Source organism: Cellulomonas sp. P24, from assembly GCF_024704385.1.
Lineage (GTDB): Bacteria > Actinomycetota > Actinomycetes > Actinomycetales > Cellulomonadaceae > JAJDFX01.
On sequence record NZ_JAJDFX010000002.1, the window covers coordinates 3,009,098 to 3,035,188 of the forward strand.

The window sequence follows — 26,091 nt, forward strand, 5'->3', positions numbered from 1 at the left end:
CCAGCCACATCATCCCCGTTCCAGGGTGTACAACCGCGTCCGAGGAGCGTGCCGCGGCCCACGCTACCGGGTGGCCGGGTGGCCAGACCTCGAGCCCGTCGCGTCCAACCCCACTGCCAGGACACGCCGGGACCGGTCGTGAGACACGCGGCACGAGAGCCAGCGCCGGTACGGCAGTGCGCGAGGATGGCTCAAGGCTGCACCCTGCCAGCCGACATAACGATGGACGAAGCGCGTACCCCTGGGGTCCCGGTCGATCCGGGTCGTCCGCGGTGCGGTAGGGACGGCTCGGGCCGTAAGCATCGTCCCCTCCTGAAAGGACCGGTCCGATGGACAAGTGGAGCATCCTCAAGAACAGCACGGCTGTCCGCATCACGGCCAGCGCGGGCACGCTCATTGCCGTGGCCGCGCTCGTCGGCGCCGGCTTTAAGTGGTAGCAGCCGCACCCGTGGCTGACGGAGGCGCCAGGAAGCCGTTCCTGGCGCCTCCGTCGCCCCTTGCTGTCTACGTCACGACGATCACCAGCCTGGGCGCGGCCGGCATCGCCATCGTCATCTTCGCCGGTCCGTGGTCGGTCTCATTCACTCGGATCCTCATCGGACCCACCGTCTTCCTCGTGCTTGCGGCCCTCGTGGGCGAGGTGAAGCCCCTGCGACTGCTTCAAGGAGACACACCGGCGGGGACTCTCTCGGCATCGGCGCCGTTCATCCTTGCCCTCGTTGCCGGGGCAGGCGTCGGGGTGGCAGTGCTCGCCCAGGGCGTCGCGAGCCTGATGGACGACATCTTCCACCGCCGTGAGGCGAGGAAGTCCGTGTTCAACATCGCGCAGTACACCCTGAGCGTGCTCGGCGCCCGCGCGGTGTACTGCTGGCTGACCCACACCCCGTTCCTCGGCGGACCGGCATCCGTCCACGTTCGTGACCTCGGGCCGCTCCTGGTGGCAGGTATGGCGATGATCACGATCAACCTCACGCTCGTCGCAGGAGTGGTCGCACTCGCCACGGGCCAGTCCGTGTTGTCCCTCCTGCGTGACGACGCCCGCCACTACGCCGTCACGAATCTCGTGCTGATCTGCATCGGCTGCATCGCGGCCTACGTCGCGGCGGACGGAGTCAGCGTTCTTGCGCTGCTCGCGGCGCCCGTCGTCGCCGCGTACCTGATGACCGCTTCGGCGACACGTCACGCGCACCTCGCCTCCCACGACTCGCTCACCGGCCTGGGCAACCGGGACCGGCTCCTGCGCGTGCTCGACCGGGCCTTTGCCGCTGCCCAGAAGACGACGTCGCAGGGCCCCGGCCTCGTGCTGCTGGACCTCGATCACTTCAAGGACATCAACGACACTCTCGGGCACCCCTTCGGCGACAAGCTGCTCCGGCACGTGGCCGACCGGTTCGTCTCCGCCCTGCCCGACGACACGTTGGTGCACCGGCTCGGCGGAGACGAGTTCGCAGTCGTCGTCCCAGGCGGCCTGGGCGACTGCCAGCAGGTCGCGCGCGAGCTCCTCACCGCGCTGGACGCACCGATCCGGATCGAGAACCTCGAGCTGCTGGTACGGGCCAGTGCCGGCGTCGCCGTCGCACCGTGGCACGGTGCGGACGCCGAGGCCCTGATGAAGCGGGTCGACATCGCGCTGTATCACGCCAAGCTCGAACGCGATCGCATCAGCACGTACGCACCCGAGTTCGACATCAACACCCTGGAGCGACTCCAGCTGCTCGCTGACCTGCGCGTGGCCCTGGACACGAGTGAGCTGTACGTGGACTACCAGCCGCAGGTCGACCTGTCCGACTCCCGCACCGTCGGGGTGGAGGCCCTTGTCCGGTGGACGCACCCTGTGCACGGTTCGGTTCGCCCCGACGACTTCATCCCTCTGGCCGAGAGCTCCGGCCTCATCTCACCGCTGACCGCATTCGTTCTCGACACGGCTCTCGGAGACCTCGCCCGGTGGCGCACCTCGGGTCACGACATCCGCATGGCGGTGAACCTGTCAGCGCGCCATCTCTCGGATCTCGCCCTGCCACGCCAGATCGCCGAGGCACTGGCGAAGCACCACATCCCCGCTGCCGCGCTGGTTCTCGAGGTCACAGAGACCGGCATCCTCTCGGACCCCACTCGTGCGGACTCGGTCATCGGTGCCCTGCGCGAGCTCGGGGTCGGGATCGCGGTCGACGACTACGGCACCGGGAACGCCTCCCTGAGCTACCTCAAGCGTCTCCGGATCGACGAGCTGAAGGTGGACAGGTCCTTCGTCAGCGACATGGCCACCGACCGCCACGATCTCATCATCGTGCGCTCGACCATCGCTCTCGCACTTGCTCTCGGTCTGCGTGTGGTCGCCGAAGGGATCGAGGACGAGCCGACGACCGCCGCTCTGCGCGAGCTCGGACACGTCATCGGCCAGGGCTACCACCTCGGCCGCCCGACGACGCCTGACCAGACGCTGCGGAGACTCGACGCTGAGCGACACTCCGGCGCGGCCCCGTCGATCGCGAGCCTCTGACCATGCTGCTGCTCGCCGTCTGCTCTCTCGCAGTTGTCTCTCCTCTCCTCGCGCTGCGGTGGCCTGCCGCCTTGCTGCTGCGTCGCTGGCGCTGGCCTCTGTTGATCTGGGCCGCCCTTGCGGTCCAGGTGGTGATCATCGAGATCCCGCTTCCGCACGGTCTCGCGCCGATCGTGCACGTCGCGACCTACGTGATCGCGCTCGGGTTCCTGTGGATGAACCGGCACGTCCCGGGAGCGCTGCTCGTCGGGGCCGGGGCCGCGTCGAACGGAATCACGATCGCCCTCAACTCCGGCGTCCTCCCGGCTTCCAGGGCAGCGACGGCCGCCGCCGGGATCGACCCTCACCTGGCATTCGCCAACACCGCGGTCGTCACCCACCCGGTCCTTCCATGGCTCGGTGACATCTTCGCCTGGCCCGCACCGCTACCACTCGCCAACACCTTCAGCATCGGCGACATCCTCATCGTCCTTGGTGTCGTCATCGCGACGTGGACCGGAACACGCCGCATACGAACGGGCTAGGTGGGGCACGGCCGACAGTGCCCCGCACCGCCGCGCCCGAGTCGTCAGCAGATCGGTGCCAGGACAGGGGTCTCCCCTGCGTTCACGGCGGTGACGGTGAGCATCGCCGGCACGATTCGTCGATATCGGGACGACCGGCCGACCGTCATCGTCGCTGCCGTCGAGGATGTCAGTGACGGCGACCAGAGCACGACGCTGCACGTGGTCGAGACCGCGGAGACGGCGTGGATGCCGCGAGATCGATGAACCCTCTCGTGCCCTGAAGGATCGCGAACGGGTTCGGCGAGCGGCCACGACCGGTGATCACGTCGCCCTCGAGAGCGATGTGACGCTCGGCCGTGCCGGTGGTTCCTATCCGGCGACGCTCCGTCGATAGGCGTCGAGCGCCTCGGGGTCGTCGATGCTGCCGTGGTGGTGGTACTGGCGCCACCGGCCGTCGTGATAGCGGAAGTAGCGGCTGGTCCGGATCTCGAGGGGCGTGACCGTGCCGTCTGGGCGCGTGTAGGTGCCGGTCTCACGGCCGGCGAAGACGGCGTGCTCGGGGCCGAGGTACTCGACGATGTCGCCGAGGGTCACCTGCACCACCACTGGGCCGGTGAAGATGCGGTCGTAGAGCTCGGCGACCGCGTCGCCGCCACGAAGGATGCCGCCCAGCGGGTTGTTCAGCTGGGCCAGCGGGTCCATGGCCCATACCTCCCGCAGCGCGTCTCTGTCGCGCTGGTTGAGCGCGTAGTAGAAGGACTCCAGGGCGGCGCGCGCTCCGTCGGCCGTGGCTGCGGCGGTCTCGTCGAGCCGGTTGCGGGCCTGCGGGCCATAGCGCGTGTTCACGAGCTGGATCATCCGTCCACCTCCACCGAGAACGTCGGGTGTCGTTCGAACACCCACGACTGTACGACGGCGATCGACGCGGACAGGCTCCGCGATGACCGTCTCGTCGGCCGACGAGAGCTCGGTGACGGCCCAGGACGTGGGTCGCGTCGTGCCGTCGTCGAGGGCGCCGACGCGAAGAACATCGAGGCTGTCGACGCGAGCCTCGAGCCTCGCACGCTCCTGGTGGAGCAACCCGGCTTGCCGTCCGCGCGTTACGTGTCCGTCGTGTCGACCCGGGCCGCTGTGTCCGACGTGAGAAGGACGACGTTGCCGTCCGGGTCGTCGACCATGGCCGCGTAGGGGCCCACGGTCTGCGTGGGTGGCATGCGGCCGTGGTACCCGGCGGCCACGAGGTCGGCCCATCGCTGGTCGACGACGGCGTCATCGCCCACATAGAACTCGAGCAGCTGCTGGTAGCCACCGGCCGGGCGGGTCCATGCCGGGTCGTAGGTGGCCGCGAACGACGTGGTCAGCAGCAGACTGACGCCGCTGCCCATCCGGTGGATCACGACGGGTCGACCGGGCTCCGGGTCGGGTAGGTCGAGGCCCAGGACGCGGTAGAACGCGATCGACGCCGCAAGATCGCGGACCTCGAGGATCATCATGCTGAGCTGGATCTCCACCCGAACACCTTCCGACCGGTCACGGCCGGCCGCAAGCGGCGGCACACGTGGACGGACGAGGCCTTGACAGATTCGCGCCCGGGTTCTTGGCCGCGACGGTCGTGGAGCAACCCCGTCCTCCGCGACGGCGGTGACCTGATCAGTCGGGCCATCGCCGGGTCTGCACCTGGCACCGCGCCCGAGGTGAGACGCGGCACGACCAGGGGGTGCGTCCCGAACGTCGGGACACACCCCGGGAACGTGGCCGTCGATCAGGCGCGACGTGGCGCCTTGGTGGTCCAGAGCACCTGCCGCAGGTCCTGGTACTGCGGCTTCGGGTTGAGGTTGTCGTCGAACAGCAGGGCGGCTCCTTCCTCCTCGCTCGCGGCTGGACGGCCGCTGACGCACGCCGCGATCGCCGACGAGACGGCCGATGTCAGCGACGACGAGTCCTCGAGATCCTTCGCTCACTCGCTGCCGCGCGGGTGGACGGGGTGGACGCGGTTCTCGACGAGGGCGGCTGTTGCCATGCTCGACGAGCTGGGCGCTGATGGGCGCGACAGCGACGCCGGGTGCGGCGGTGCTCTGTGAACGAGCATTCGTCGGTACGACGAAACGGGACAGGTCGCTCACAGCGGAATGCTAGGTTCACGCCCATGTTCCGCAGGGCAGGCGGACGACGGCTCCGCATGGTCGCACTCTCGCTGGCTGTGGCCGCGAGTGTTGCGTCCTGCAGCCAACCGGACCCGCACCTGTACGACAACGCGAACGCAGTCGCGCAGCAGCGTGACCTGAAGAACGCCGGGCACGTTCTGCACACCGGGACGTACGGCACCGGTGGGTTCTCCAGCGACAAGCCCACGCTGGTCTACGTGTTCGACAGCGGCGGACGGTCGAACGTGAGGCGGAGCCCCGGCAAGATCGCCGCGACCAACGACAGCGAGAGTCGCAGCACCTCTGGGGCCGTCGTCGCGCGTCGTTGACTCCTTGACGGATCCACTGCCCTGAAGTAATCTCGTGCAATCGATTACATGTAATCGATTTCATGACGGGTTCGCCCGTGATGCGGCGCAACGTGGCGCGAAGGGAAGGAAGTCGATGGCGACGATCAAGGAAGTGGCACGGGCGGCGAACGTGTCGACCGCCTCTGTCTCGCGAGTCCTCAGCGGACACCCCAGTGCATCCGAGGACCTGCGCAGGCGCGTGCTCGCCGCCGCAGCCGAGCTCAACTTCCGGCCCAACGCCGTGGCGCGCTCGCTGCGCACCACCGGTACGCGGACCGTCGGCCTCGTGGTCTCCGACCTGCTCAACCCGTTCTTCACCGAGCTCGCCCGAGCGGTCGAGGACACGGCACGGGCCGCCGGCTTCTCCGTGATCGTCGGGAACGCCGACGAGGACCCGACCCAGCAGGACCACTACGTCCGGATCCTGCTCGAGCGTCAGGTGGACGGGCTCATCGTCGTCCCGACCGTCGAGACGTCACCGCTCCTGCGCGAGGCGGCCGAGCAGGGGCACCCGCTCGTGCTCGTCGACCGACCGGCGGCCGACGTCCATGCGCCGATCGTGATGGCAGACGGCTCGGCCGCCATCCATGAGCTGGTCGACCACCTCGTCGGGACGGGCCGCCGCCGCCTGGCTGTCATCAGCGGTCCCGACCACGCGGGCACGTCCCGCGAGCGCCTGGTCGCGTACCGTGCGGCCCTCGCGAGCCACGGTCTGGACCTCCCGGACGCCTTCGTCGTGCACGGAGACTTCCGGGCCGGATCCGGGCACGACGCCCTGGCCTCGCTGCTCGCGTTGCCGGAGGCGCCCGACGCCGTGTTCGTCGCCAACGGGCCGATGGCGCTCGGAGCCCTGCAGCTGATCGGCGAGCACGAGGGGACCTCGACGGTGAGGATCCCGGAGGACCTCGCGCTCGCCGTCTTCGACGACATGCCGTGGTTCACGCTGCTCCGCCCCACCCTCACCGCCATCGCCCAGCCGACGTCACTGCTCGGCGAGCGCGCGATGCAGATGCTCCTCGACCGGATCGGCGGCACGGACGTCGCGGACGAGCACCTCGGCTGCCGGCTGGAGCTGCGGGAGTCCACCCAGAGGAGGAACTCATGACCGAGAGCCCGACCGCCCCGTCCGCCGGACCGGAGCTCCTGCGGGTCGAGGGCCTGGTCAAGAAGTTCCCGGGCGTCGTCGCGCTGGGCGGGGTCTCGTTCGACCTGCACGCGGGGGAGGTGCACGTGCTCCTCGGCGAGAACGGGGCCGGCAAGTCCACCCTGATCAAGTGCCTGGCCGGGGTGTACCAGCCGGACGGCGGACAGGTCGTCGTCGACGGTCGACCGGTGAGCATCGCGACGAGCGCACGCGCCGAGGCTCTCGGCATCGCCACGATCCACCAGGAGTTCAACCTCGTCCCTCAGCTCAGCATCGCCGAGAACGTGCTGCTGGGACGTCAGCCCCGCCGGTTCGGGCTCGTGGACAAGCGGCGCATGAATGCCGAGGCCCGCGTCGTGATGGCCCGGGTCGGCCTCGACCTCGACCCCCGCACCCCTGTCGCCGGCCTGGGAGTCGCGCGCCAACAGCTCGTCGAGATCGCCAAGGCGCTGAGCCTGGACGCCCGCGTCCTGATCCTCGACGAGCCGACCGCCGCACTGACCGATGCCGAGGTGGACCGGCTGCTCGAGCTGATGACCGAGCTCCGGGCGCACGGGGTCGGCCTGATCTTCATCTCGCACCACCTCGACGAGATCCGGCGCATCGGCGATCGGGTCACGGTGCTGCGCGACGGGAACTCGGTCGGGACGGTCCCCGCCAGCACCTCCACCGACGAGCTCGTCCGGATGATGGTGGGGCGGTCGATCGAGCAGCAGTACCCGCGCGAGCGTGGCGATGCCGGCGACGAGCTGCTGCGTGTCGAGCACCTGACGGCCCACGGTCGGTTCGACGACATCTCGCTCAGCGTCCGCGCCGGTGAGGTCGTCGGCATCGCCGGTCTGGTGGGAGCGGGACGGACCGAGGTGCTCCGCGCAGTCTTCGGGGCCGACACCTACGACGCGGGCAGTGTCACGGTGCGCGGGAAGGCGCTGCCGCGCCACGACGTCCATGCCGCCATCGGCGCGGGTCTCGGGCTCGTCCCCGAGGACCGCAAGGCCCAGGGCCTCGTCCTCAGCGCATCGGTCGGCGAGAACCTTGGCCTGGTCGCGCTCGGACGCGCCACCAGACGGGGCATCGTCAACCGGCGGTGGTTGCGCAAGCTGGCCGCCGACACCGTCGACGACCTGAAGATCCGGACGCCGAACACGCAGGCGATGGTCAAGAACCTCTCCGGAGGCAACCAGCAGAAGGTCGTCATGGGCAAGTGGCTCTCGGCCGACCCCGCGGTCCTGCTGCTCGACGAGCCGACCCGCGGCGTCGACGTCGGCGCGCGGGTCGAGATCTACCAGCTCGTCAACAAGCTCACGAGCTCGGGCCGAGGCGTCCTGATGGTCTCCTCGGACCTGCCCGAGGTCCTGGGGATGTGCGACCGCATCGTCGTCATGGCCCGGGGCCGCATCGTCGGCGAGCTCACCCACCAGGAAGCTACCCAGGACGCCGTCATGGCACTGGTCGTCACAGATGAGGAGTCCACCCGTGTCAACTGAGACTGCTGCCCCTCGCCCGAGGTCCGCGCGGACTCGACTCGTCCTCACGCGCGTGCAGACCATCGCCGGTCAGAACGGCGCCTTGATGGCGCTGATCCTGCTCTGGGTCGTGATGTCCCTCCTCAGCCCGGTGTTCTTCACGGCGCAGAACATGCTCAACGTCGGGATCCAGGCCGCCGTGGTGGCCATCCTGGCCTTCGGGCAGACGTTCGTGATCGTCTCGGCCGGCATCGATCTGTCCGTCGGCTCGGTCGCCGCCCTCGCGGCCGTCGTGACCGGCTACGGCGCCACCACGATGGGTCTGAGCCCCGTGATCGCGATCCTGCTCGGGATGATCACCGGCGTCCTGGCCGGCCTGGTCTCCGGGGTGCTCGTCGCCTTCGGCCGGCTCCCGGCGTTCATCGCCACGATGGCGATGCTGTCGATCGCCCGAGGTCTCACCCTCGTGGTGTCCCAGGGCATGCCGCTCCCGCAGCCCTCCATGGTCGCCTGGTTCGGCAAGACCATCGACGGCTGGCTGCCGATGCCCGTCGTGATCATGGTCGTCCTCGGGGCGCTCGCCTCGTTCATCCTCGGCCGCACGTACACCGGGCGCGCCATGTACGCGATCGGCGGCAACGAGGAGGCCGCGCGGCTGTCAGGCATCAACGTGCAGCGCCAGAAGCTGATCATCTATGCGCTCTCCGGGCTGTTCGCGGCCGTCGCAGGACTTGTGCTGGCCGGTCGCCTGGTCTCGGCGCAGCCCCAGGCGGCCTCGGGCTACGAGCTCGATGCGATCGCCGCCGTGGTGATCGGCGGAGCGAGTCTCTCCGGCGGGACCGGGCGGGCGTTCGGCACGTTCGTCGGTGCGCTCGTGCTGGCCGTGATCCGGAACGGTCTGAACCTTCTCAACGTCTCGTCGTTCTGGCAGCAGGTCGTCATCGGTGCGGTCATCGCCCTCGCGGTGCTCACCGACACCCTGCGCCGCCGCCGGACCTGACCACCACAGAACCCCCACCACTCACAGGCATGACACCGGGAACCGCTCCCGGACCAACCAGGAAGGAAAGGTTTCGATGAAGAAGCCCACAATGAAGTTCCTGACCCTCGCGGCTGCGGGAGCGATCCTGCTCTCTGCGTGCAGCTCGGGCTCGACCACAGCAGCCTCCACTGCGAGTGGTTCCGCGTCCGCCGGTGCCCAGTCGTCGAAGATCAGCATCGGTCTGGCGCTGTCCACGCTCAACAACCCGTTCTTCGTGTCGCTGCGTGACGGCGCCCAGAAGGCTGCCGATGCCGCGGGCGTGACCCTCGTCGTCACGGACGGCGGCAACGACGCCACCACGCAGGCCAACCAGATCCAGAACTTCCAGGCGCAGAAGCTCAACGGCGTCATCATCAACGCGGTCGACTCCGACGCGGCCGGCCCCATCGTCGCACCGCTGATCGCGGCGAAGACTCCTGTGGTCGCGGTGGACCGCGCAGTCAACGGCGCGACCGTCAACTCGTTCATCGCCTCGGACAACGTCGCCGGTGGCGCTCTGGCCGCTGATGCGCTGGCCAAGGCGATCGGGGAGAAGGGCAAGATCATCGTGCTCCAGGGCACCGCGGGCACGTCGGCCGCGCGCGACCGTGGCCAGGGCTTCACCGACGCCATCAAGAAGTACCCGAACATCCAGATCGTCGCGACGCAGCCCGCCGACTTCGACCGCACCAAGGGCCTCGACGTCGCCACGAACCTCATGCAGGCCCACCCCGATGCCGTGGGCATCTTCGCCGAGAACGACGAGATGGCCCTCGGTGCGATCCAGGCCCTCGGTGACCGTGCCGGCAAGAGCGTCTTCGTCGTCGGGTTCGACGGCACGGCCGACGGTGTCGCCGCGATCAAGGCGGGAACGATGGCTGCCTCGATCGCGCAGCAGCCGGAAGATCTCGGCAAGTCGGCAGTCGACACCCTCCTGGCACTGATCGACGGGAAGACCGTCGAGAAGACCATCGGTGTCCCGGTCGTCGTGCTGGACAAGGCCAACGCCTGAGTCAACCCGGGCCGGCCTCGGCCGGTCGACTCGGTGGTTCACCGCGGAGCGCCGTGGTGCTCCGCGGTGAACCACCCGATCGCAAGGAGAACACGTATGACTGCGCACCAGGTCGTCGTCGTCGGGTCCGCCAACGCTGACCTCGTGCTCGACATCGACCACCGGCCCGCTGCCGGCGAGACCATCCTCGGCTCGGACCTCGTGACGACGCCCGGCGGCAAGGGCGCCAACCAGGCCGTTGCGGCTGGGCGCCTCGGGACCGACGTCGCGTTCGTGGGCTGCATCGGCGCCGACGCCCACGGCGAGCTCCTCCGGGCCTCGTTGACAGGCGCCGGCGTCGACCTGCAGGGCCTGCGCGTCGTGGACGCGCCGACCGGCAGCGCCATCATCTTGGTCACGCCGGACGGTGAGAACTCGATCATCGTCTCGCCGTCGGCGAACCGGCACCTCACCCCGGCCCTCGTGGACGAGCTGAGACCGGTGTGGGCGGGCGCGACCGTGCTCGTCGCTCAGCTCGAGATACCGCTGGAGACCGTCGCCTCGATGCTCCCCGAGGCGCACGCGTCCGGCACCCGCGTCGTGCTCAACGCGGCGCCCGCCGCGATCCTGCCCGACGAGGTCCTGAGCGTCGCCGATCCTCTTGTGGTCAACGAGTCCGAGGCGGCCTTCCTCCTGGCGCACGCCGGCACCGCGACACCCCACGACGGGTGGGCGGAACCCGGTGAGGTCGCGACGGCTCTCCTGTCACTCGGGCCCCGTTCCGTCGTGCTCACGTTGGGCGCCGCCGGTGCGGTGCTCGTCGAGCGAGGGATCGTCCTCGGGGACGATGGCGCGCGCTCCGCGACATCACCGGACGTCGTCCGCATCCCGGGCCACACCGTCGCCGTCGTCGACACCACAGGCGCGGGCGACGCCTTCGTCGGCGCCCTGGCCGCACACCTGTCCGAGGGTGTGGACCTGCCGGAGGCCGTTCGTCGGGCGAACGACGTCGCGGCAGTCGCCGTCACGCGACGAGGCGCGCAGGAGTCCTACCCCACCCGTGAGGAGCTGAACCGATGAAGAAGAGCGGCATCCTGAACAGCGCACTGTCAGGCGCGCTGGCCGAGCTCGGTCACACCCATCGCGTCGTCGTCGCCGACTGCGGGATGCCCCGTCCCCACGGCGTGCCGGTCGTCGATCTCGCGCTGACCTTCGGGATCCCGAGCTTCGAGCAGGTCATCGCCGTCCTCGCGCAGGAGCTCGTCGTCGAACACGTGACGGCCGCCCGCGAGGCGACGACGACCAACCCCGCGGTGCTGGCTCTCCTGACCGACCACTTCGGCGTGCCGCGGCTCATGTCGCACGAGGAGCTCAAGGCGGAGTCGGCGACGGCGCAGCTGTTTGTCCGCACCGGGGAGGCAACCGCCCACGCCAATGCGATCCTGCACTGCGGCGTGCCGTTCTGACGCATCCGAGCCGGCGCGCCGGCGCCACCTGGTAGCCACCGGCCGGGCGGGCTCATGCCGGGTCTGCACCTGGGGCCGCGCCCGAGCTGATGCGGCATGACCAGGGGGGTGCGTCCCGAGCGTCGGGACGCACCCCCCCTCGAGCATGGCCGTCGATCAGGCGCGACGTGGTGCCTTGGTGGTCCAGAGAACCTGCCGCAGGTCCTGGTACTGCGGCTTCGGGTTGAGGTTGTCGTCGAACAGCAGGGCCGCGCCCTCGCCCGTGAAGACGCCCGGGATCCAGGAGTTGGAGTCGGCGACGCCCCAGACGGTGTAGGAGATGCACTGCGGCACGTCGAGGCAGGCCTGCAGCGTCTGCTTCCAGTACGACTCCTGCGTGGCCTGCAGCTCCGGGGTCAGCGGCGTGTCGGTGTACGTGCCCGGGTTGGCCGGGTCGGGCTGGACGAAGGTGCGGACGTCCACCTCGGTGAGCGCCACCTTGAGGCCCAGGTCGGCGAATCGCTGCAGGTTGTTCTGGAGGTCAGGGAACCCGTACTGGGTGTCGAGGTGGCCCTGGAAGCCGACTCCGTCGATCGGGACGTGCTGCGCCTGGAGCTGCTTGACGAAGTCGTAGACCGCGTTGCTCTTCGCCCCGGTGAACTCGAGGTTGTAGTCGTTGTAGAAGAGCAGGGCGTGCGGGTCGGCCTGGTGCGCCCAGCGGAAGGCGTCGGCGACGTAGTCGAGCCCGTTGAGCCCGAGCGCCTCGTAGGCCTTGTAGAAGACGGACTGGCGCGGCGTGCCGTCGTCGTTGAACGCCTCGTTGACGACGTCCCACTGCCAGATCTTCCCGCGGAAGTGCGAGACCTCGTCGACCACGTGCTTGTGGAGCAGGTCGCGAACCTGCTGCGGGGTGAACGACGTGGTGGTGCCGTCGGTCGAGAACCAGCTGGGGAGCTGGTTGTGCCAGACGAGCGTGTGCCCGCGCACGAGCTGGTGGTTGGCGCGCGCTCCGGCGACGAGGCGGTCGGCGGCCGCCCAGTCGTAGGTGCCCTGGGTCGGCTCGACGAGCTGCCACTTCATGACGTTCTCGGGCGTGACGGTGTTGAACTGCTGGTCGACGATGCGGGTGTAGGCCGCGTCGGAGCCGTAGAGGTCCATGTTGACGGCGGTTCCGACCTTGAGTCCCGAGCGCATCGAGAGGGTGCGCAGGCTCGGCCGGGTGGCCCAGGAGTGGTCCCCGTGCTGGGCGTGCTGGCCCTCGTGGGGTTCGGTGACGTGGTCCGGCGAGGCCATTGCTGCCCCCGGCGTGGCGATCAGTGCGGTGACCGCCAGGGCGGACACCAGGAAGGAATGACGAATGCGCACGTGATGCTCCTTTGCATCGGGGCGACGCCCCTGCGTTCGATAACGTTATCCATCCGGACGGTCCGACAATAAACCCGGTCTGGCGAGTGGGCAATCGGAGAGGCCAGGTTCTCCTGCGGCGTCGATGACGACGGACACCGGAGCGCGACGGTGCGTGCGCGGGCCCCGTCGATCTGACCCTCGTTCGATCGTCATGTCGGTGAGAGAGTTGATTCCCGATCCGAGAGGACGACACCGTGCGATACACGTTGCTGCTCTACTACCCGGAGCCCACCGCCGAGGAGCTCGGCCCTGAGGCGATCGCCGACGGGATGCGCGCCTTCCAGGCGTACGCGAAGGCGCTCGAGGACGCGGGCGTGCTCGTCAGCGCCGAGGTCCTCCAGCCGTCGAACGTCACCACGACCGTCTCGCTGACCGGCGGCGAGCTGGTCGTGCACGAGGGTCCGTTCGCCGACAGCACGGAGCAGCTCGGCGGGACGTTCGTGATCGAGGTCGCCGACCTGGACGGCGCGCTCGGGTGGGCGCGCCAGGCACCGTCGGCGTCGTGGGGCCACGTCGAGATCCGTCCGACCGCGACCCGCTGGGTGGACGGCTCATGGCTGGGTACCCCACCGGTCGGGTGACGACGCGGGAGGCCGCCGTCTCCGCGGAGCGCGCCGCGCGTGCCTCGTACGGGCGACTTCTGGCGCTGCTGGCGGCCTCGACCCGCGACCTCGCGCTGGCAGAGGACGTGCTCGCCGACGCCTTCGAGAGGGCGCTGCGCACGTGGCCGACGAGAGGTGTCCCGGACAATCCCGACGGCTGGTTGATCGCCGTCGCCCGCAACCGCATCCGTGACGTGCGCGCGTCCGCCGCGGTGCGGACCTCTGCGCCGCTCGACGACCGGGTCGCCGTCCTGCTCGCCGGGGACGAGCCCGATCCTGAGGCGATCCCCGACAAGCGGCTGGAGCTGCTGTTCGCCTGCGCGCACCCCGCGATCGATCCGGCGGTGCGCACGCCGCTCATGCTCCAGGTCGTCCTCGGCTTCGACGCGGCCCGCATCGCCGGTGTGTTCGCGGTGGCGCCCGCCGCGATGGCTCAGCGCCTGGTCCGGGCGAAGCGTCGCATCCGCGATGCGGGGATCCCGTTCCGTACCCCGACCGTCGCGGACATGCCGGCGCGGCTGCCCGCGGTTCTGCAGGCCATCTACGGGGCGTACGCGATCGACTGGCTCGACCAGCACGAACGGATCCACGAGTCGATCGCGGACGAGGCGCGCTGGCTCGCCGTGCTCACGGCCCGCCTGCTGGAGACCGAGCCCGAGGCGTGGGGACTTGCCGCGTTGCTGACCTTCGCCCAGTCACGCGCCCCTGCACGGGTCGAGACCCCGTGGCCACCGCTCGACCAGCAGGACACCACGCTCTGGGACCGTCGCCTCATCGCGGAGGGCGAGGCGCTGCTGAGGCGGGCGCACGCCCTCGGACGACCGCTCGGACGGTTCCAGCTCGAGGCCGCGATCCAGTCGGCGCACTGCGACCGCGCCCGGACCGGCACCGTGGATCGCGCCACGCTCGTCACGCTCTACCGCGGGCTCGTCGCGATCGCCCCCACCGCCGGAGCGGTGCGCGCGCTTGCCGCGCTCACGTCCACCCGTGCTGCGGGAACGAGCGCCCGGCCTAGCTGATCTTCTTGCGGTAGGTCGCGATCGCGATCGCATAGGCCACGACGAGGATGCCGACGAGCCACGCGAGGGCGATCCAGATCGAGGAGCCGACCGGTTCCTGGGCGAAGAGAGCGCGGATGGTGTTCACGATCGAGGTCACGGGCTGGTTCGCGGCGAACGCGGCCACCGGGCCGGGCATCGAGCTGGTGGGCACGAACGCCGAGCTGATGAACGGCAGGAAGATCAGCGGATAGCTGAACGCGCTCGCGCCGTCGACGGACGTGGCCGACAGTCCCGCGATCACGGCGAGCCAGGTCAGCGCCAGGGTGAAGAGGATCAGGGTGCCGGCGACGGCGAGCCAGGCGGCCAGAGACGCTCCGGTGCGGAACCCCATGAGCAGGGCGACGACCGTGACGATCGCGACGGAGACGAGGTTCGCGGCCAGAGACGTGAGCACGTGTGCCCAGAGCACGCTGGACCGTGCGATCGGCATCGACTGGAACCGGTCGAAGATGCCGCCCTGCATGTCGAGGAACAGCCGGTAGGCGGTGTAGGCGATGCCGGAGGCGATGGTGATGAGCAGGATGCCGGGGAGCATGTAGGTGACGTACGGCTCGCTGGATCCGGTGTGGATCGCGCCGCCCAGCACGTACACGAACAGCAGCATCAGTGCGATCGGGGTGACCGCGGTGGTGATGATCGTGTCGGCGCTGCGCAGGATGTGACGCAGCGACCGGCCCGTGAGGAGGCCGGTGTCGCGAAGGACGTGGGTGGTCATCGGGGATCCCTTCCTGCGGGCGCTGTGCGGTTGCTGTCGTCGACCGTCTCGGTGGTGTCGCCGACGAGGACGAGGAACACGTCCTCGAGGGACGGCTGCTTCTCGACGTACTCGACCGTGGCGGACGGGAGGAGCTGCTTCAGCTCGGCGAGGGTGCCGTTCTGGATGATGGTGCCCTGGTGCAGGATCGCGATGCGGTCGGCGAGCTGCTCGGCCTCGTCGAGGTACTGCGTGGTCAGCAGCACGGTCGTGCCGCCCTGGGCGAGCCCCTTGACCGTCTGCCACACCTCGATCCGGGCCTGCGGGTCGAGGCCGGTGGTGGGCTCGTCCAGGACGATGACCGGCGGGTTGCCGATCAGGCTCATCGCGATGTCGAGCCGACGCCGCATGCCGCCCGAGTAGGTCGCGGTCCTGCGGTTCCCCGCATCGGTGAGCGAGAAGCGGGCGAGCATGCTGTCGGCGATCGCGCCCGCGTCCTTCAGGTGGCGGAGCTTCGCCACGAGCACGAGGTTCTCGCGCCCGGTGAGCACCTCGTCGACCGCGGCGAACTGGCCGGTGAGGCTGATCGAACCGCGCACCTCGTGCGGTGACGAGGTCACGTCGAAGCCGTGGACCGTCGCGCTCCCCGCGTCAGGCTTCAGCAGTGTCGACAGGATGCGCACCAGCGTGGTCTTTCCCGCGCCGTTGGAGCCGAGGAGGGCGAAGATGCTCCCCGCTGCCACGTCGAGATCGACGCCGCGCAGCACGTGGACCTCACCGAAGGACTTCGTGATCCCCTTCACCCGGATGGCGGGTGCGGGGGCCTCGGTGGTGCTCATTCAGTCCACCCCCGTCCCGCTGCTGGGCGCGGGGTTGTCGGGTGCCGGGCTGCCGGGTGCCGCGCTGTCGGGTACGGCGTCGATCGCGCTTCTCAGGCGCGCGCGCTCCTTGTCGATCCATTCCTTGCCGGAGTACGCCCGGACGAAGGCCTCGGCGAACTCCACCGGGTCGTCGCCCACGACGGCGCGTACGGGGGTGCCGTCGAGCGCGGCTCGTTCCCAGAGGTCCGCGTGATCGCCGATCATCGTGACGATCGTGTCGCCGTCGACGAGCCCGCCGGCGTACAGGAAGTACCGGTGGAGCGCCGTCGCGGCGTCGGCGTACGGCCCGGGAAGCGCCTTGATGCGGGCCATCGCCTGCTTGTACTGCTTCTTCTGCTCGAGCGACCCGGTGAGGGCCTCGACCCACTTCGCTGCCATGACTACTCTCCTGCGTCTTGTCGGTTGTCGATGTCCTGGTAGAGCTTGTCGATCCGTGCCGAGAGGAAGGCCCAGGTCCGCCCGAACTCGTCGAGCTGCTCTCGGCCCCGCGAGTTGAGGGAGTACACCTTCCGCGGCGGCCCCTTCTCGGACGGCACCTTGGTCACGTCCACGAAGCCCCGCTGCTCGATGCGGACGAGCAGGGCGTAGACGGTCCCCTCGACGAGGTCCGAGAAGCCCTGCTCCCGCAGCCGTGCGGTGATCTCGTAGCCGTACGCCGGCCGCACGGCCAGGATCGCGAGGACGATGCCCTCCAGAGTGCCCTTGAGCATCTCCGTCATCTGGTTGCCCATCAGGTCGCCTCCGCTGTCTAGTCTGTGTTGCTGACTACCGGTAGACGGTAACACCGAGTACCGGTACATAGCAACAGCGAGTACCGGAGGTTCTCAGCTGCGCAAGGAGACGTCGGAGACGGGGGCGTGGCGCGGGTTCGCGGGGATGTCGGTGGTCGCGGCAAGGATCGTCAGATGCAGACGATCCTGATCCCGCCCTTGTTGTGCTCGGCACTGGTGTACCAGCCCATCCTTGACGTGGTGTGGGGGCGCGGTTCGGTGACGGTCGCGGACACCTGTCACGACGACACCGTCGCGGGTATGGCGGCGCGTCTGCTGCGAGAGGCACCCGAGGAGTTCGTGCTCCTGGGGACGAGCATGGGCGGGTACGTCGCACTCGAGGTCGTCCGGCAGGCGCCGCAGCGGGTGCGCGCGCTCGTGCTGGTCAGCACCTCGGCCCGGAGCGACACGCCCGAGCAGCTGGCCTCGCGGGAGCGTCAGTCGCGACTGGTCGAGGCCGGCGAGTTCGACCGGCTCGTGGATCTGGCGTTCCCCGGTGTCGTCGCAGAGCAGCACGAGGCGGACCCGGCGCTGCTCGCCGTCTGGCGTGAGATGACGCGCACGGTCGGTGCGGAGGTGTTCCTTCGCCAGCAGCGCGCCGTCATGGGCCGGGCGGACTCGAGCGGGCTCCTTGAGACGATCGGTTGCCCGACGACGGTGGTCCACGGGGCGGACGATCGGCTCATTCCGGTCGAGATGGGTGCGGAGATCGCCGGGGCGATCCCGGGCGCCGAGCTCACCGTCATCGAGGACGCGGGGCACTTCGTCTTCTTCGAGCAGCCCGAGGTCATGGTGTCGGTCGTGGCGGACGTCCTCGACCAGCTCGACTCGGCCCGATGAGCCGTACGTGCCGGTCGAGGACGTCCCAGGTCAGGGCACCTGATGGTGAAGGGGCGTCCTGACGTGCCGACGGATGTCCGTCGCCACGTCGCGACGCCACCTCTCGCCAACGGCCGGACTCGAGGAACGTCGTGAGCCAGGAGACCGCCTTCGGCCAGCCATGCCGCTCCGCACGCCCGATCAGTGGCTGTGCGTCACGCCCTGCTCGTGCAGACGTTCGTGCTCGTCGCGCGCGGCCTGGCGGGCCGCGACGCGTGCGGCGACGGCATCGCGGCGCAGCGGCGGCACCGTCGCCGGTGGGCTGCGGCGCTCGGGCAGGTCGGCGAGCACCCGTGCGGTCGCGGCCGCGACGGTGGCGACCGCGGTGTCGAAGGCCTCCCGGGTCACGTCGCTGACCTGGGTGAGGCCCGTGACCTTGTGGACGTACTGGACTGCGGCGGCCTCGATCTCGTCAGGTGTGGCGGGTGGCTCGAGCCCGCGCAAGGTGGTGATGTTGCGGCACATGCTTCGACGCTACGCGTGCCGGGTGGCCGGGTATCCCGTCGGCGGCCGACGGGATCTCATCGGTCGACGCCTCGACCGATCGGCAGCGATGCCGCACCGGAGGAGCAACGTGACCCCGATCAGCGCGTGCTCGGCCGGTCCGCGTCGCCTGGCCGAGCGTCTCCGTGGCGTCGCCCACCGAGTCGACGGCGACGACGCGGCCGTGCTCGTGCGATACCGTGCCTCGGGGGCTCTCAGACCAGTCAGGGCCTCCGCCGCGGCACCGGTCACCGGTGCGCAGACGCGGTGGCCGAGGGGGAGCGGGAGTGATCAGGGGCGGGTCTCCAGGAGCTCCTTCAGCCGTTCGAGGTCCCGCTCGACCGCTGCGGTGTCGCGATCGAACTCGTCGACGGTGAGGTCGAGCTGGCGGATCGTGAAGACGATCTCGGCCCCCTCCGGGTGGGCGAGCACCCGGAGGGGGTTCGTCACGGTGGTCCCGGACGGCAGCGTCACGTCGTGGTCGATCACGCCGTACTCGTTCGGCGGCGCGAAGCGCACCGTGACCGTGCCCATCGGTGAGTCGACCACCAGCACGTCACCGTCCCGGACGACGTCCGCCGTCGTCAGGCCCGCAGCCCACCGCGGCAGGTTGTCAGGGTTGGACGCGAACGCGTAGACGGCCTCCGGCGAGGCCGCGATGACGCGGCTGACATGACGGCTCCTCATCCGATCAGGATGCCATCGCCCACGGGCCGAGCCGGGGTCTTTCGCCAGGTCCCCGCGCCCGACGGGGCCACCGGGGAAGAAGAAGCCGTGGTGGTCGTCTCGTGGGACACCCGTCGCAGGTTCAGGTGCCGGCGCTCTCGTAGCGGAGCATCCCGCGGCGGAACGCCCAGCGGCCGAGGAGCAGGCACCAGACCGCGGCGACCGGGGTGAGCAGGCCGAGCCAGGACGTGCTGCCGACGGACAGCACCGCCGTGGCCGGGAAGTAGCTCATGAAGGCGTAGGGCAGCACGACGGACAGGATCAGTCGCACGACGACGCCGTAGATGCTGATGGGGTACCGCGCCAGCTCCCCGAGGGTGTGGAAGGCGAACGGGAACATGGACCACGGCGTCTTCAACCAGAACGCGGAGCAGTTGGTCAGGATGTTCAGGCCGATCTTCACCAGCGGGGCGAACGCGAACACGAACGCCGCGGTGGCGATCCGCCCGGGTGACCAGGCCACGCCGACGTGCAGGAGCGCGGCGACGAACATCGAACCACCGAGGGCGAGGTTCCCCAGGCCGTTCATGCCGATCTGCGAGCTGAGCACCTGGAGCAGCGGGGAGTACGGGCGCACCAGGATCGTGTCGAGTCCGCCGAGGTTCACGGTGACTGCCATCGACCATGCCCCCTGGGCCAGCAGCACGGCGATGCCCTCGGTGAGGGCGACGAGCGAGTAGATGAGGACGACGTCCCAGAACCGCCAGCCGTTGATCTGCGGGATCGCCCGGAAGATCGCCCACAGGAAGACGATCCCCATGCCCTGGGTGAGGAGGGCGGCGACCGACATGATCCAGAAGTCGCCCTCGTACTCGAGAGTGGCGCGCAGCTGGGCGCCGAGGCATCGGCGGTACAGCCAGATGTTGCGTCGCATCTCAGCCTCCGTGCACGGTCAGCTGCCGGCTGGCACCGCGCCACATCGCACGCCCGAGCCACCACAGCCCCACCGTCCATGCCGCCTGGATCCCCACGGCACGCCACGCGTCGGCGCCGGCCAACCGGCCGATGTAGAGCAGCGCCGGCGTCGATGCCATCCCGGCGAACGGCAGCGCCGCGGCGAGCCCCTGCAACCACCCGGGGAAGAACGAGAGGGGGACCAGGCTTCCGGAGAACAGCGTGATCAGGGCGATCCGCGCCGACTGCACGCCGACGTAGTTGCGGGTCCAGAACACGACGAGCGCGGAGATGTAGACGATGCCGAACCGGAGCGGCAGCACCAGGAGGGCGGACACCGCGAATGCCGCGAGGCTCTGGCGGGCGGGTGCCAGGACGCCGCCGAACACGGCCGCTGCGGCGGCGGCCACCACCAGGCCGGTGCCCAGCTCGTAACCGCCGAAGCCGAGCGCCTCGGCGAACCGCGACCGCTGGTAGTCCACGGGCCGCACGAGGTCCATCGCGACGTCGCCCTGCTGGATCCGTCCTGCCATGCGGTAGTCGACATAGCTCGAGACCAGCGAGCCTGCGACGAAGGCGACGAGGAGGTACGCCTTCATCGCCGGCCAGTCGAATCCGTTGATCGTGCCTGCCGCCAGGACCGACCGCCACAGGTACAGCATCGCCACCGCGGCCAACGTCGTGGCCAGCAGCCCGAACAGGAAGCTCGTCTGGTACGCGACGAGGCTACGGAACGCCGCTCGTCCCATCGCGCGGTAGGCGCGGACGGCCCGCCGCACGGTGGACGTCCGCCGGGAAGGCGCCGACGGCAGCGCGACGGCGGCCGTCATCGCACGGGGCTGTCGTCGGGGCTGTCGTCGGAGCCTCTGTCGGGACCCGTGATGAGCTGGCCGGCGTACACCCGGCGCACGACGTCCTCGATCGCCGGCTCCTTGATGCGGATGTCGACCACCTGCAGCTCGGACTGGATCGCCGTCAGCACGTCGCCCGCCGTGTGGGCGAGGGGGTCGAACGTCACCGCCACGCCCAGACCATCGCGCTCCTCGGTGACGGTCGCACCGGCGAGCCGGGTCACGATCCCGGCGAGCGAGGCCGGCCGGGTCGCCAGGTCGACGTGCATCACCCGCTCCCGGGCGTAGGTCTCGATCACCTCGCGCAGGCCGCCGTCGTGGACGATGCGTCCGTGGTCGATGATGACGAGCCGAGAGCACACGTCCTCGATCTCGCCGAGGTCGTGCGTCGTCAGGACGAGCGTGGTGCCCTCGGCGACTATCTGCCGGAGGAACGCGCGCAGGCGATCCTTCACCTCGATGTCGAGCCCGATCGTCGGTTCGTCGAGATACACGATCGGCGGGTTGTGCAGGAGCGCCGCAGCCAGGTCGGCGCGCATCCGCTGACCGAGAGACAACCGGCGTGCGGTCGAGGAGAGGAAGTCCCCGATGCCCAGCATCTCGACGAGGCGATCGAGGTTCGCCCGGTACTCCGCCGCGCTCAGCCCGTGCATGTCGCGCAACAGCTCGAGCGAGTCCCGGACGGCCAGGTCCCACCACAGACTGGTCCGCTGACCGAAGACGACGCCGATCCCGCGCGCGTTCTCGACCCGATTGCGGTGCGGCACGATGCCGTTGACCCGCACCTCACCCGACGTGGGCACCAGGATGCCGGTCAGCAGCTTGATCGTGGTCGACTTCCCGGCCCCGTTGGGCCCGACGTAGGCGACCGCCTCGCCCTCCTCGACGCGCAGGCTGATGCCGTCGACCGCGATCTTCTCGGTGTACGTGCGCTCGACGAGATGCCGCAGCGACCCCGCCAACCCGGGTCGCTTGTCCGGGGACCGGAAGACCTTGCGGAGGTCATCCGCCTCGATGCGCGCCACCGGCACATGCTAGGGGACGGTCTCGCGGCCGGCAGGCGTTTGGCGTCCCCACCGTCCGGCGCCGACTCGATCGACGCCGTCAGGCTCCGCCTCCGCGGGCACCCGCTCGCCGTGCTCGTCGTCGGGCGGGCTCTGCCGCTCAACGCGGCGCGAGGTAGATGCGGATCGGCGGTCGATCGCCCTCGGGTGTGGTCCAGTCCGCGAGCCGACGGTCGACGAGCTGCCACCCGGACCGTTCGTAGAGCGCCACGGCCGGCCCGCCGTCGTCGACGACGTCGAGCATCAGCCGGAGACCCCGGGCCGATGCATACGCGGACCCGGCAGCGAGGAGCGCCGCTCCGATCCCTCGCCCTCGTGCGTCCGGAGCGACGAACAGACGTGAGACCGTGCTCAGCCGGTCGGGGCCCGCGCCGGTCAGTGCGGTCACCAGCGGGTCCTCGACACCGCGCACCACGCACATGTGCCCGACGACGGCTCCGTCGAGCTCGGCGATCCACGCGGCGGTCGATCCGGCGGGGCTCAGCCATCCGGCCGGGTCCGCCGGCCAGCGCACGGGGTAGGCGTTGGCGGTGTGCACTGCCTCGAGGGTGCGCACACAGCCCGGCAGGTCCTCCGCAGCACGTTCGCGCACGATCACGTCCGTAATGTAGCGGCCGTCGGTCGTCGATGCTGGCGGCTCTCGATCACGCGTGAGGGCTCGTAGGCTGGATCGGTGATCGAGAGGGATGTCTCCGCCCCCGACGGCCGGGTCCTGCACGTCTACGACAGCGGCTACGCGACGCCCGAGGGCACCGTCTACTGGCAGCACGGTGCGGGTATGTGCGGCCTTCCACCCGCGCCCCTGGTTGACCGGGCGGACGAGCTCGGCCTGCGCGTGCTCGGTCACGACCGCCCGGGGTACGGGGGATCATCCGCACGGCCGGGGCGCAGTGTCGCCGACGGTGCGAGCGACCTGGTGACGGTGCTGGATCAGCTGGGGGTGGAGTCCGCGACCACGATCGGACTCTCGGCCGGCGCGATGCACGCTCTCGGGGCCGTCGCGCGGCATCCGTCGCGGTTCACGGCGGCAGCGGTCCTCGGGGGCCCGGCTCCATTCGGTGCTGCGGGGTTGGACTGGTTCGCGGGCATGGCCGAGCCGAACCGTGCCGAGTTCGAGGCAGCGCTGCTCGGACGCGACGCCCTCGCTGCGCATCTGGCGTCGGACGCCGCTGTCGACCTGAGCATGTTCGCCCCGGAGGATCTCCAGGCGATGCACGGCCCGTACTGGGACTGGCAGCTCGATGCTGCCGGCACCGCGTCACCGGAGGGGTCGATCGAGGACGAGCTGGCGTGCCTGGCTGACTGGGGGTTCAGCCTGAACGACATCGCGGTGCCGGTGCTGGTGCTCCATGGTGCGGGGGACACGTTCGTGCCGGCCGGTCACGCGGCGTGGGTCGCCGAGGCGATTCCCGCGGCGGTTCTCCGTCTCGAGCATGGCGGGCACATCAGCACGATCCCGCGCGTCGAGGACGCCCTTGTCTGGCTGCGTGCGCAGGGCGACTCGGGCCGCGTGCGGGTGCGATGACCTGAAGCTGGTCACCCGATCGGGTCCGGAGGTCAACCGGTCGGGGTGTGCTGGCGAGCGGAGGTGCCGAGTTGACGGCGGTTCGATGGTCATGGCAGTCACCATGTGCGACGCGCGTGACGAGGACGGCTCCTGCGGAGCTGGCAGTCCTACGCGCGCGTCGGCAGGGTGAGGATGTCGGCCCCGTCGTCGGTGATGGCAATGGTGTGCTCGCTGTGGGCTGTGCGGCAGCCGGTCGCGCTCCGCAGGGTCCACCCGTCGGCATCGGTGACCAGCTCGGCGGTGTCCGCCATGACCCACGGCTCGAGCGCGAGCAGCAGCCCGGGGCGCAGCCGGTAACCGCGGCCGGGCCGGCCGGTGTTGGAGACGTGCGGGTCCTGGTGCATCGTCGATCCGATGCCGTGACCGCCGAACTGGGTGTTGATCGGGTACCCGGCGTCGCGGAGGACCGTGCCGATGGCGTGGGAGATGTCGCCGATGCGTGCTCCGGGCCCGGCGGCGGCGATCCCGGCGCTCAGTGCGCGCTCGGTCGCGCTGATCATCGCGACGCTCTCCGGTGGCCGTGAGCTGCCCACGACGAAGCTGATCGCGGAGTCGGCGGCGATTCCGCCCAGAGAGACGGCGAGGTCGAGGGACAGCAGGTCGCCGTCGGCGAGCCGGTAGTCGTGCGGGAGTCCGTGGAGCACGGCGTCGTTGACGGACGTGCAGAGGTAGTGGCCGAACGGCCCGCGTCCGAACGATGGCGCGTAGTCGACGTAGCAGGACGTCGCACCGGCCTCGAGGATCATGGACCGGGTCCATCGGTCGAGGTCCAGCAGGCTCGTACCGACCGTGCTCCGGCTCCGCAGCGTCTGCAGGATGTCGGCGACCAGGGCGCCGGTGACCCGCGCTCGTGTCACCTCGGCGGCGGTCAGGATCTCGATCACTCGGCGCCCTTCCTGTGGTTCCGATAACTATACCGGCCATAGTATCCCGGTATTAGTATCGGAGCCATGGTCAGGTTGCCCCTCACTCCCGCAGAGCTCGAGCGCGGGCAGCGCCTCGGCACCCTGCTGCGGCTTGCCAGGGGCGAGCGCGCGATGCTCGACGTCGCGCTCGAGGCCGGTGTCTCACCCGAGACCCTCCGCAAGATCGAGACAGGCCGGGTGCCGACGCCGGCGTTCCCGACCATCGCCGCGATCGCCGACGTCCTCGGCCTCTCCCTCGACGCCGTCTGGGCCGAGGTCAGGACGTCCCAAGACGGCGTCGGACCCTCCCGGCCGCGTCGCCGCTCGCATGAGCGGGTGGCCTCGTAGGTCGCGAACCCGCAGCGTCCGGTCATCGAGCCCGGTAGGGACGCGCGCGCCGTGTCGAGCCGGCCGGCCCCCGGGGCGTGGGCGCGGTGTCGCCACCCCCCGAGGGTCGACGGGCCCGTCGGTGTCAGCGCCAGAACGCGGTGAGCTGCTCGGCGAGAGCGCTGCCCTGGTCGTACCCGGCGCGAGCGGCGGGCGGACGCGTCGACAGATCCATCATGTTGGTGCCGAACGCCGTGAGCGCCGCGTCATCCGGGAAGACGGTCTCGACGCTGCTGCCGCCGGCGCGGAGCTCGTCGATCTGTGCGGCGAGCTGCATGCCCCACTCCAGCGGATGCCGGGTTCGACCACCGAAGGGCGACAGCACCAGCACCCGCGCGTACCCGGCGGCGAGATCGGCATTCTCGTTGCGTCGGTAGCCGCCGTCGAGGTAGCGCCTGCCGCCGATGTCGGCAGGAGGGACACCGAAGCCGTTGGACGTGCTGGCGGCGACGGCATCGACGAGGTCGACCCCGGAGAAGCGGTCGAGCACGACAGGCTCTCCGGTACGGGCGTCGACCGCCGTGATGAGCACCGTTCGTTCCGGCCAGTGCGCGCCGGGCAGTCGCGCCGCGACCGTCGTGCGCCACCGCGCAGCTCCGGAGCCGTCCGATGTCGCGTCGAGGTCGAGTGCCGCCGCACCCATCCTGCGACGCATGTCCGCCGCGTCCTCCGCTGCGGCGATGATGCGGTCCGTCACCTCCATGTGGTTCGCCACCGGGCCGAACGGGCCCGGTGCGCCGCGGCCGAACGCACCGGTCCGCTGCGGCGGTGCGGCGGAGAGGATCGCGGCGAGCAGGTCGGTCGGGGTCGTGGTGGTGAGCTGGGCCGCGACCGTCGCTCCGGCCGACGTCCCGACGGTCAGGTCGGGCGCCGTCACGTCCAGCCCGGCATCGAGCAGCCCCGCGAGGACGCCGATCTCCCACGCATTGCCGGCCGATCCGCCGCCGTGGAGCACCAACGCGCGCTCGCCTGGGACGGGGATCCGGTGGGTGGCGTCGACCTGCGCCTGATCGTCGTGGGACCTCGACCGGTCGGAGGCCGTCGTCGAGGGGAGGTGCTGAGCTGAAGACGATGTGCTGTTCATGGAAGTGCCCTTCGCGAGTTGCCTGGCGGGCGCTCCCGGTGGCGACTAGCGCCGTCGCGCGATCGTGGACCGTGGGGGGCACCCAGTGCGGGTACTGCGTTCATGGGTGTCACCTCCTTGGGGGCGGGCTGCGATCGCCGAGACGGTAGCGCGTCGGCCTCGGCGTACGCAACGGCATTGACGCCGACCGTGGTGTCACCGGCGGGCGCGCCGCGATCGTTCGCGGAGGGCGGATCGCGCGGGCCGCGGGCGCGCGCGTGTGGCTGCTA

Annotated in this window: 30 protein-coding genes; 15 read left to right on the top strand and 15 right to left on the bottom strand. The window is 70.1% G+C overall.

Annotated elements, in window-relative coordinates; all coding sequences use genetic code 11:
* Nucleotides 1-448 precede the first annotated feature (448 nt).
* From LJB74_RS14115 to LJB74_RS14125, 3 genes are all read left to right on the top strand, one after another.
* Entirely contained in the window at nucleotides 449-2,500 is a 2,052-nt protein-coding gene (locus tag LJB74_RS14115) for a bifunctional diguanylate cyclase/phosphodiesterase (RefSeq protein ID WP_259309138.1), read from the top strand.
* Between the two features lie 2 nt (nucleotides 2,501-2,502).
* A complete protein-coding gene (locus tag LJB74_RS14120) occupies nucleotides 2,503-3,024 on the top strand; it encodes a DUF5317 domain-containing protein (RefSeq protein WP_259309139.1) in 522 nt (173 codons plus the stop codon).
* Between the two features lie 96 nt (nucleotides 3,025-3,120).
* Nucleotides 3,121-3,270: a hypothetical protein gene (locus LJB74_RS14125; protein WP_259309140.1), complete on the top strand. Its 150-nt coding sequence runs from the start codon at nucleotides 3,121-3,123 to the stop codon at nucleotides 3,268-3,270.
* 105 nt (nucleotides 3,271-3,375) lie between these two features.
* On the opposite strand, the gene LJB74_RS14130 is transcribed toward LJB74_RS14125, so the two are convergent.
* Together LJB74_RS14130 and LJB74_RS14135 are read right to left on the bottom strand one after the other, a co-directional pair.
* A complete protein-coding gene (locus LJB74_RS14130) occupies nucleotides 3,376-3,864 on the bottom strand; it encodes a nuclear transport factor 2 family protein (protein ID WP_259309141.1) in 489 nt (162 codons plus the stop codon).
* A gap of 242 nt (nucleotides 3,865-4,106) precedes the next feature.
* The gene (locus tag LJB74_RS14135) at nucleotides 4,107-4,517 is read right to left on the bottom strand and encodes a VOC family protein (protein ID WP_259309142.1); all 411 of its coding nucleotides are present in this window, start codon (nucleotides 4,515-4,517) and stop codon (nucleotides 4,107-4,109) included.
* Nucleotides 4,518-5,152: 635 nt separating this feature from the next.
* On the opposite strand from LJB74_RS14135, the gene LJB74_RS14140 reads away from it, so the two are divergent.
* The 7 genes from LJB74_RS14140 (at nucleotide 5,153) to rbsD (ending at nucleotide 11,588) form a co-directional block, all read left to right on the top strand.
* The gene (locus tag LJB74_RS14140; protein ID WP_259309143.1) at nucleotides 5,153-5,479 is read left to right on the top strand and encodes a hypothetical protein; all 327 of its coding nucleotides are present in this window, start codon (nucleotides 5,153-5,155) and stop codon (nucleotides 5,477-5,479) included.
* A 115-nt stretch (nucleotides 5,480-5,594) separates the two neighbouring features.
* Nucleotides 5,595-6,605 (top strand): LacI family DNA-binding transcriptional regulator, encoded by a 1,011-nt coding sequence (locus LJB74_RS14145; RefSeq protein ID WP_259309144.1) that lies wholly within the window; start codon nucleotides 5,595-5,597, stop codon nucleotides 6,603-6,605.
* Nucleotides 6,602-8,131: a sugar ABC transporter ATP-binding protein gene (locus LJB74_RS14150; protein WP_259309145.1), complete on the top strand. Its 1,530-nt coding sequence runs from the start codon at nucleotides 6,602-6,604 to the stop codon at nucleotides 8,129-8,131. The genes LJB74_RS14145 and LJB74_RS14150 overlap by 4 nt, the downstream gene beginning before the upstream one ends.
* Entirely contained in the window at nucleotides 8,121-9,110 is a 990-nt protein-coding gene (locus tag LJB74_RS14155) for an ABC transporter permease (RefSeq protein WP_259309146.1), read from the top strand. Before LJB74_RS14150 ends, LJB74_RS14155 begins: the two co-directional genes overlap by 11 nt.
* 76 nt (nucleotides 9,111-9,186) lie before the next feature.
* Nucleotides 9,187-10,143 (top strand): substrate-binding domain-containing protein, encoded by a 957-nt coding sequence (locus LJB74_RS14160; protein WP_259309147.1) that lies wholly within the window; start codon nucleotides 9,187-9,189, stop codon nucleotides 10,141-10,143.
* Between the two features lie 96 nt (nucleotides 10,144-10,239).
* Entirely contained in the window at nucleotides 10,240-11,202 is a 963-nt protein-coding gene (locus LJB74_RS14165) for a ribokinase (protein WP_259309148.1), read from the top strand.
* Complete coding sequence (gene rbsD, locus LJB74_RS14170; protein WP_259309149.1) at nucleotides 11,199-11,588, top strand: D-ribose pyranase; 390 nt, start codon at nucleotides 11,199-11,201, stop codon at nucleotides 11,586-11,588. Before LJB74_RS14165 ends, rbsD begins: the two co-directional genes overlap by 4 nt.
* Before the next feature lie 156 nt (nucleotides 11,589-11,744).
* Here rbsD and LJB74_RS14175 read toward each other — a convergent pair whose 3' ends face one another.
* On the bottom strand, nucleotides 11,745-12,932 hold the full coding sequence (locus LJB74_RS14175; protein WP_259309150.1) for an endo-1,4-beta-xylanase: 1,188 nt from the start codon (nucleotides 12,930-12,932) through the stop codon (nucleotides 11,745-11,747).
* Nucleotides 12,933-13,168: 236 nt separating this feature from the next.
* Between LJB74_RS14175 and LJB74_RS14180 the strand changes: the two genes are divergently transcribed.
* Both LJB74_RS14180 and LJB74_RS14185 read left to right on the top strand, forming a co-directional pair.
* Complete coding sequence (locus LJB74_RS14180) at nucleotides 13,169-13,555, top strand: YciI family protein (protein WP_259309151.1); 387 nt, start codon at nucleotides 13,169-13,171, stop codon at nucleotides 13,553-13,555.
* Entirely contained in the window at nucleotides 13,528-14,595 is a 1,068-nt protein-coding gene (locus LJB74_RS14185; protein WP_259309152.1) for an RNA polymerase sigma factor, read from the top strand. Before LJB74_RS14180 ends, LJB74_RS14185 begins: the two co-directional genes overlap by 28 nt.
* On the opposite strand, the gene LJB74_RS14190 is transcribed toward LJB74_RS14185, so the two are convergent.
* Genes LJB74_RS14190 through LJB74_RS14205 form a run of 4 tightly spaced genes read right to left on the bottom strand, consistent with a single transcriptional unit; the run spans nucleotide 14,588 to nucleotide 16,943 of the window.
* The gene (locus tag LJB74_RS14190; protein WP_259309153.1) at nucleotides 14,588-15,352 is read right to left on the bottom strand and encodes an ABC transporter permease; all 765 of its coding nucleotides are present in this window, start codon (nucleotides 15,350-15,352) and stop codon (nucleotides 14,588-14,590) included. The genes LJB74_RS14185 and LJB74_RS14190 overlap by 8 nt on opposite strands.
* Nucleotides 15,349-16,170: an ABC transporter ATP-binding protein gene (locus tag LJB74_RS14195; protein WP_259309154.1), complete on the bottom strand. Its 822-nt coding sequence runs from the start codon at nucleotides 16,168-16,170 to the stop codon at nucleotides 15,349-15,351. The genes LJB74_RS14190 and LJB74_RS14195 overlap by 4 nt, the downstream gene beginning before the upstream one ends.
* Entirely contained in the window at nucleotides 16,171-16,590 is a 420-nt protein-coding gene (locus LJB74_RS14200; protein ID WP_259309155.1) for a DUF1048 domain-containing protein, read from the bottom strand.
* 2 nt (nucleotides 16,591-16,592) lie between these two features.
* Nucleotides 16,593-16,943, bottom strand: a complete 351-nt coding sequence (locus LJB74_RS14205) for a PadR family transcriptional regulator (RefSeq protein WP_259309156.1) — start codon at nucleotides 16,941-16,943, stop codon at nucleotides 16,593-16,595.
* A 174-nt stretch (nucleotides 16,944-17,117) separates the two neighbouring features.
* On the opposite strand from LJB74_RS14205, the gene LJB74_RS14210 reads away from it, so the two are divergent.
* Complete coding sequence (locus LJB74_RS14210; RefSeq protein ID WP_259309157.1) at nucleotides 17,118-17,822, top strand: alpha/beta fold hydrolase; 705 nt, start codon at nucleotides 17,118-17,120, stop codon at nucleotides 17,820-17,822.
* A 180-nt stretch (nucleotides 17,823-18,002) separates the two neighbouring features.
* Here LJB74_RS14210 and LJB74_RS14215 read toward each other — a convergent pair whose 3' ends face one another.
* The 6 genes from LJB74_RS14215 to LJB74_RS14240 all read right to left on the bottom strand — a co-directional run bounded on the left by LJB74_RS14215 (nucleotide 18,003) and on the right by LJB74_RS14240 (nucleotide 22,477).
* Complete coding sequence (locus tag LJB74_RS14215; protein ID WP_259309158.1) at nucleotides 18,003-18,326, bottom strand: DUF2277 domain-containing protein; 324 nt, start codon at nucleotides 18,324-18,326, stop codon at nucleotides 18,003-18,005.
* 309 nt (nucleotides 18,327-18,635) lie between these two features.
* The gene (locus LJB74_RS14220) at nucleotides 18,636-19,031 is read right to left on the bottom strand and encodes an SRPBCC family protein (protein ID WP_259309159.1); all 396 of its coding nucleotides are present in this window, start codon (nucleotides 19,029-19,031) and stop codon (nucleotides 18,636-18,638) included.
* Between the two features lie 121 nt (nucleotides 19,032-19,152).
* Complete coding sequence (locus LJB74_RS14225) at nucleotides 19,153-19,944, bottom strand: ABC transporter permease (RefSeq protein ID WP_259309160.1); 792 nt, start codon at nucleotides 19,942-19,944, stop codon at nucleotides 19,153-19,155.
* A 1-nt stretch (nucleotide 19,945) separates the two neighbouring features.
* Entirely contained in the window at nucleotides 19,946-20,794 is an 849-nt protein-coding gene (locus tag LJB74_RS14230; protein WP_259309161.1) for a hypothetical protein, read from the bottom strand.
* Nucleotides 20,791-21,840 carry an ATP-binding cassette domain-containing protein gene (locus LJB74_RS14235; RefSeq protein WP_259309162.1) on the bottom strand — a complete coding sequence of 350 codons (1,050 nt, stop codon included), beginning with the start codon at nucleotides 21,838-21,840 and terminating at the stop codon, nucleotides 20,791-20,793. The genes LJB74_RS14230 and LJB74_RS14235 overlap by 4 nt, the downstream gene beginning before the upstream one ends.
* A 139-nt stretch (nucleotides 21,841-21,979) precedes the next feature.
* A complete protein-coding gene (locus tag LJB74_RS14240; RefSeq protein WP_259309163.1) occupies nucleotides 21,980-22,477 on the bottom strand; it encodes a GNAT family N-acetyltransferase in 498 nt (165 codons plus the stop codon).
* A gap of 75 nt (nucleotides 22,478-22,552) precedes the next feature.
* Here LJB74_RS14240 and LJB74_RS14245 point away from each other — a divergent pair, with 75 nt between their 5' ends.
* Nucleotides 22,553-23,404, top strand: a complete 852-nt coding sequence (locus tag LJB74_RS14245; protein ID WP_259309164.1) for an alpha/beta hydrolase — start codon at nucleotides 22,553-22,555, stop codon at nucleotides 23,402-23,404.
* A 149-nt stretch (nucleotides 23,405-23,553) separates the two neighbouring features.
* On the opposite strand, the gene map is transcribed toward LJB74_RS14245, so the two are convergent.
* Entirely contained in the window at nucleotides 23,554-24,330 is a 777-nt protein-coding gene (gene map, locus LJB74_RS14250) for a type I methionyl aminopeptidase (protein ID WP_259309165.1), read from the bottom strand.
* A gap of 66 nt (nucleotides 24,331-24,396) precedes the next feature.
* Between map and LJB74_RS14255 the strand changes: the two genes are divergently transcribed.
* Entirely contained in the window at nucleotides 24,397-24,699 is a 303-nt protein-coding gene (locus LJB74_RS14255) for a helix-turn-helix transcriptional regulator (RefSeq protein ID WP_259309166.1), read from the top strand.
* Between the two features lie 124 nt (nucleotides 24,700-24,823).
* On the opposite strand, the gene LJB74_RS14260 is transcribed toward LJB74_RS14255, so the two are convergent.
* Nucleotides 24,824-25,822, bottom strand: a complete 999-nt coding sequence (locus LJB74_RS14260; protein ID WP_259309167.1) for a patatin-like phospholipase family protein — start codon at nucleotides 25,820-25,822, stop codon at nucleotides 24,824-24,826.
* Between the last annotated feature and the right edge of the window lie 269 nt (nucleotides 25,823-26,091).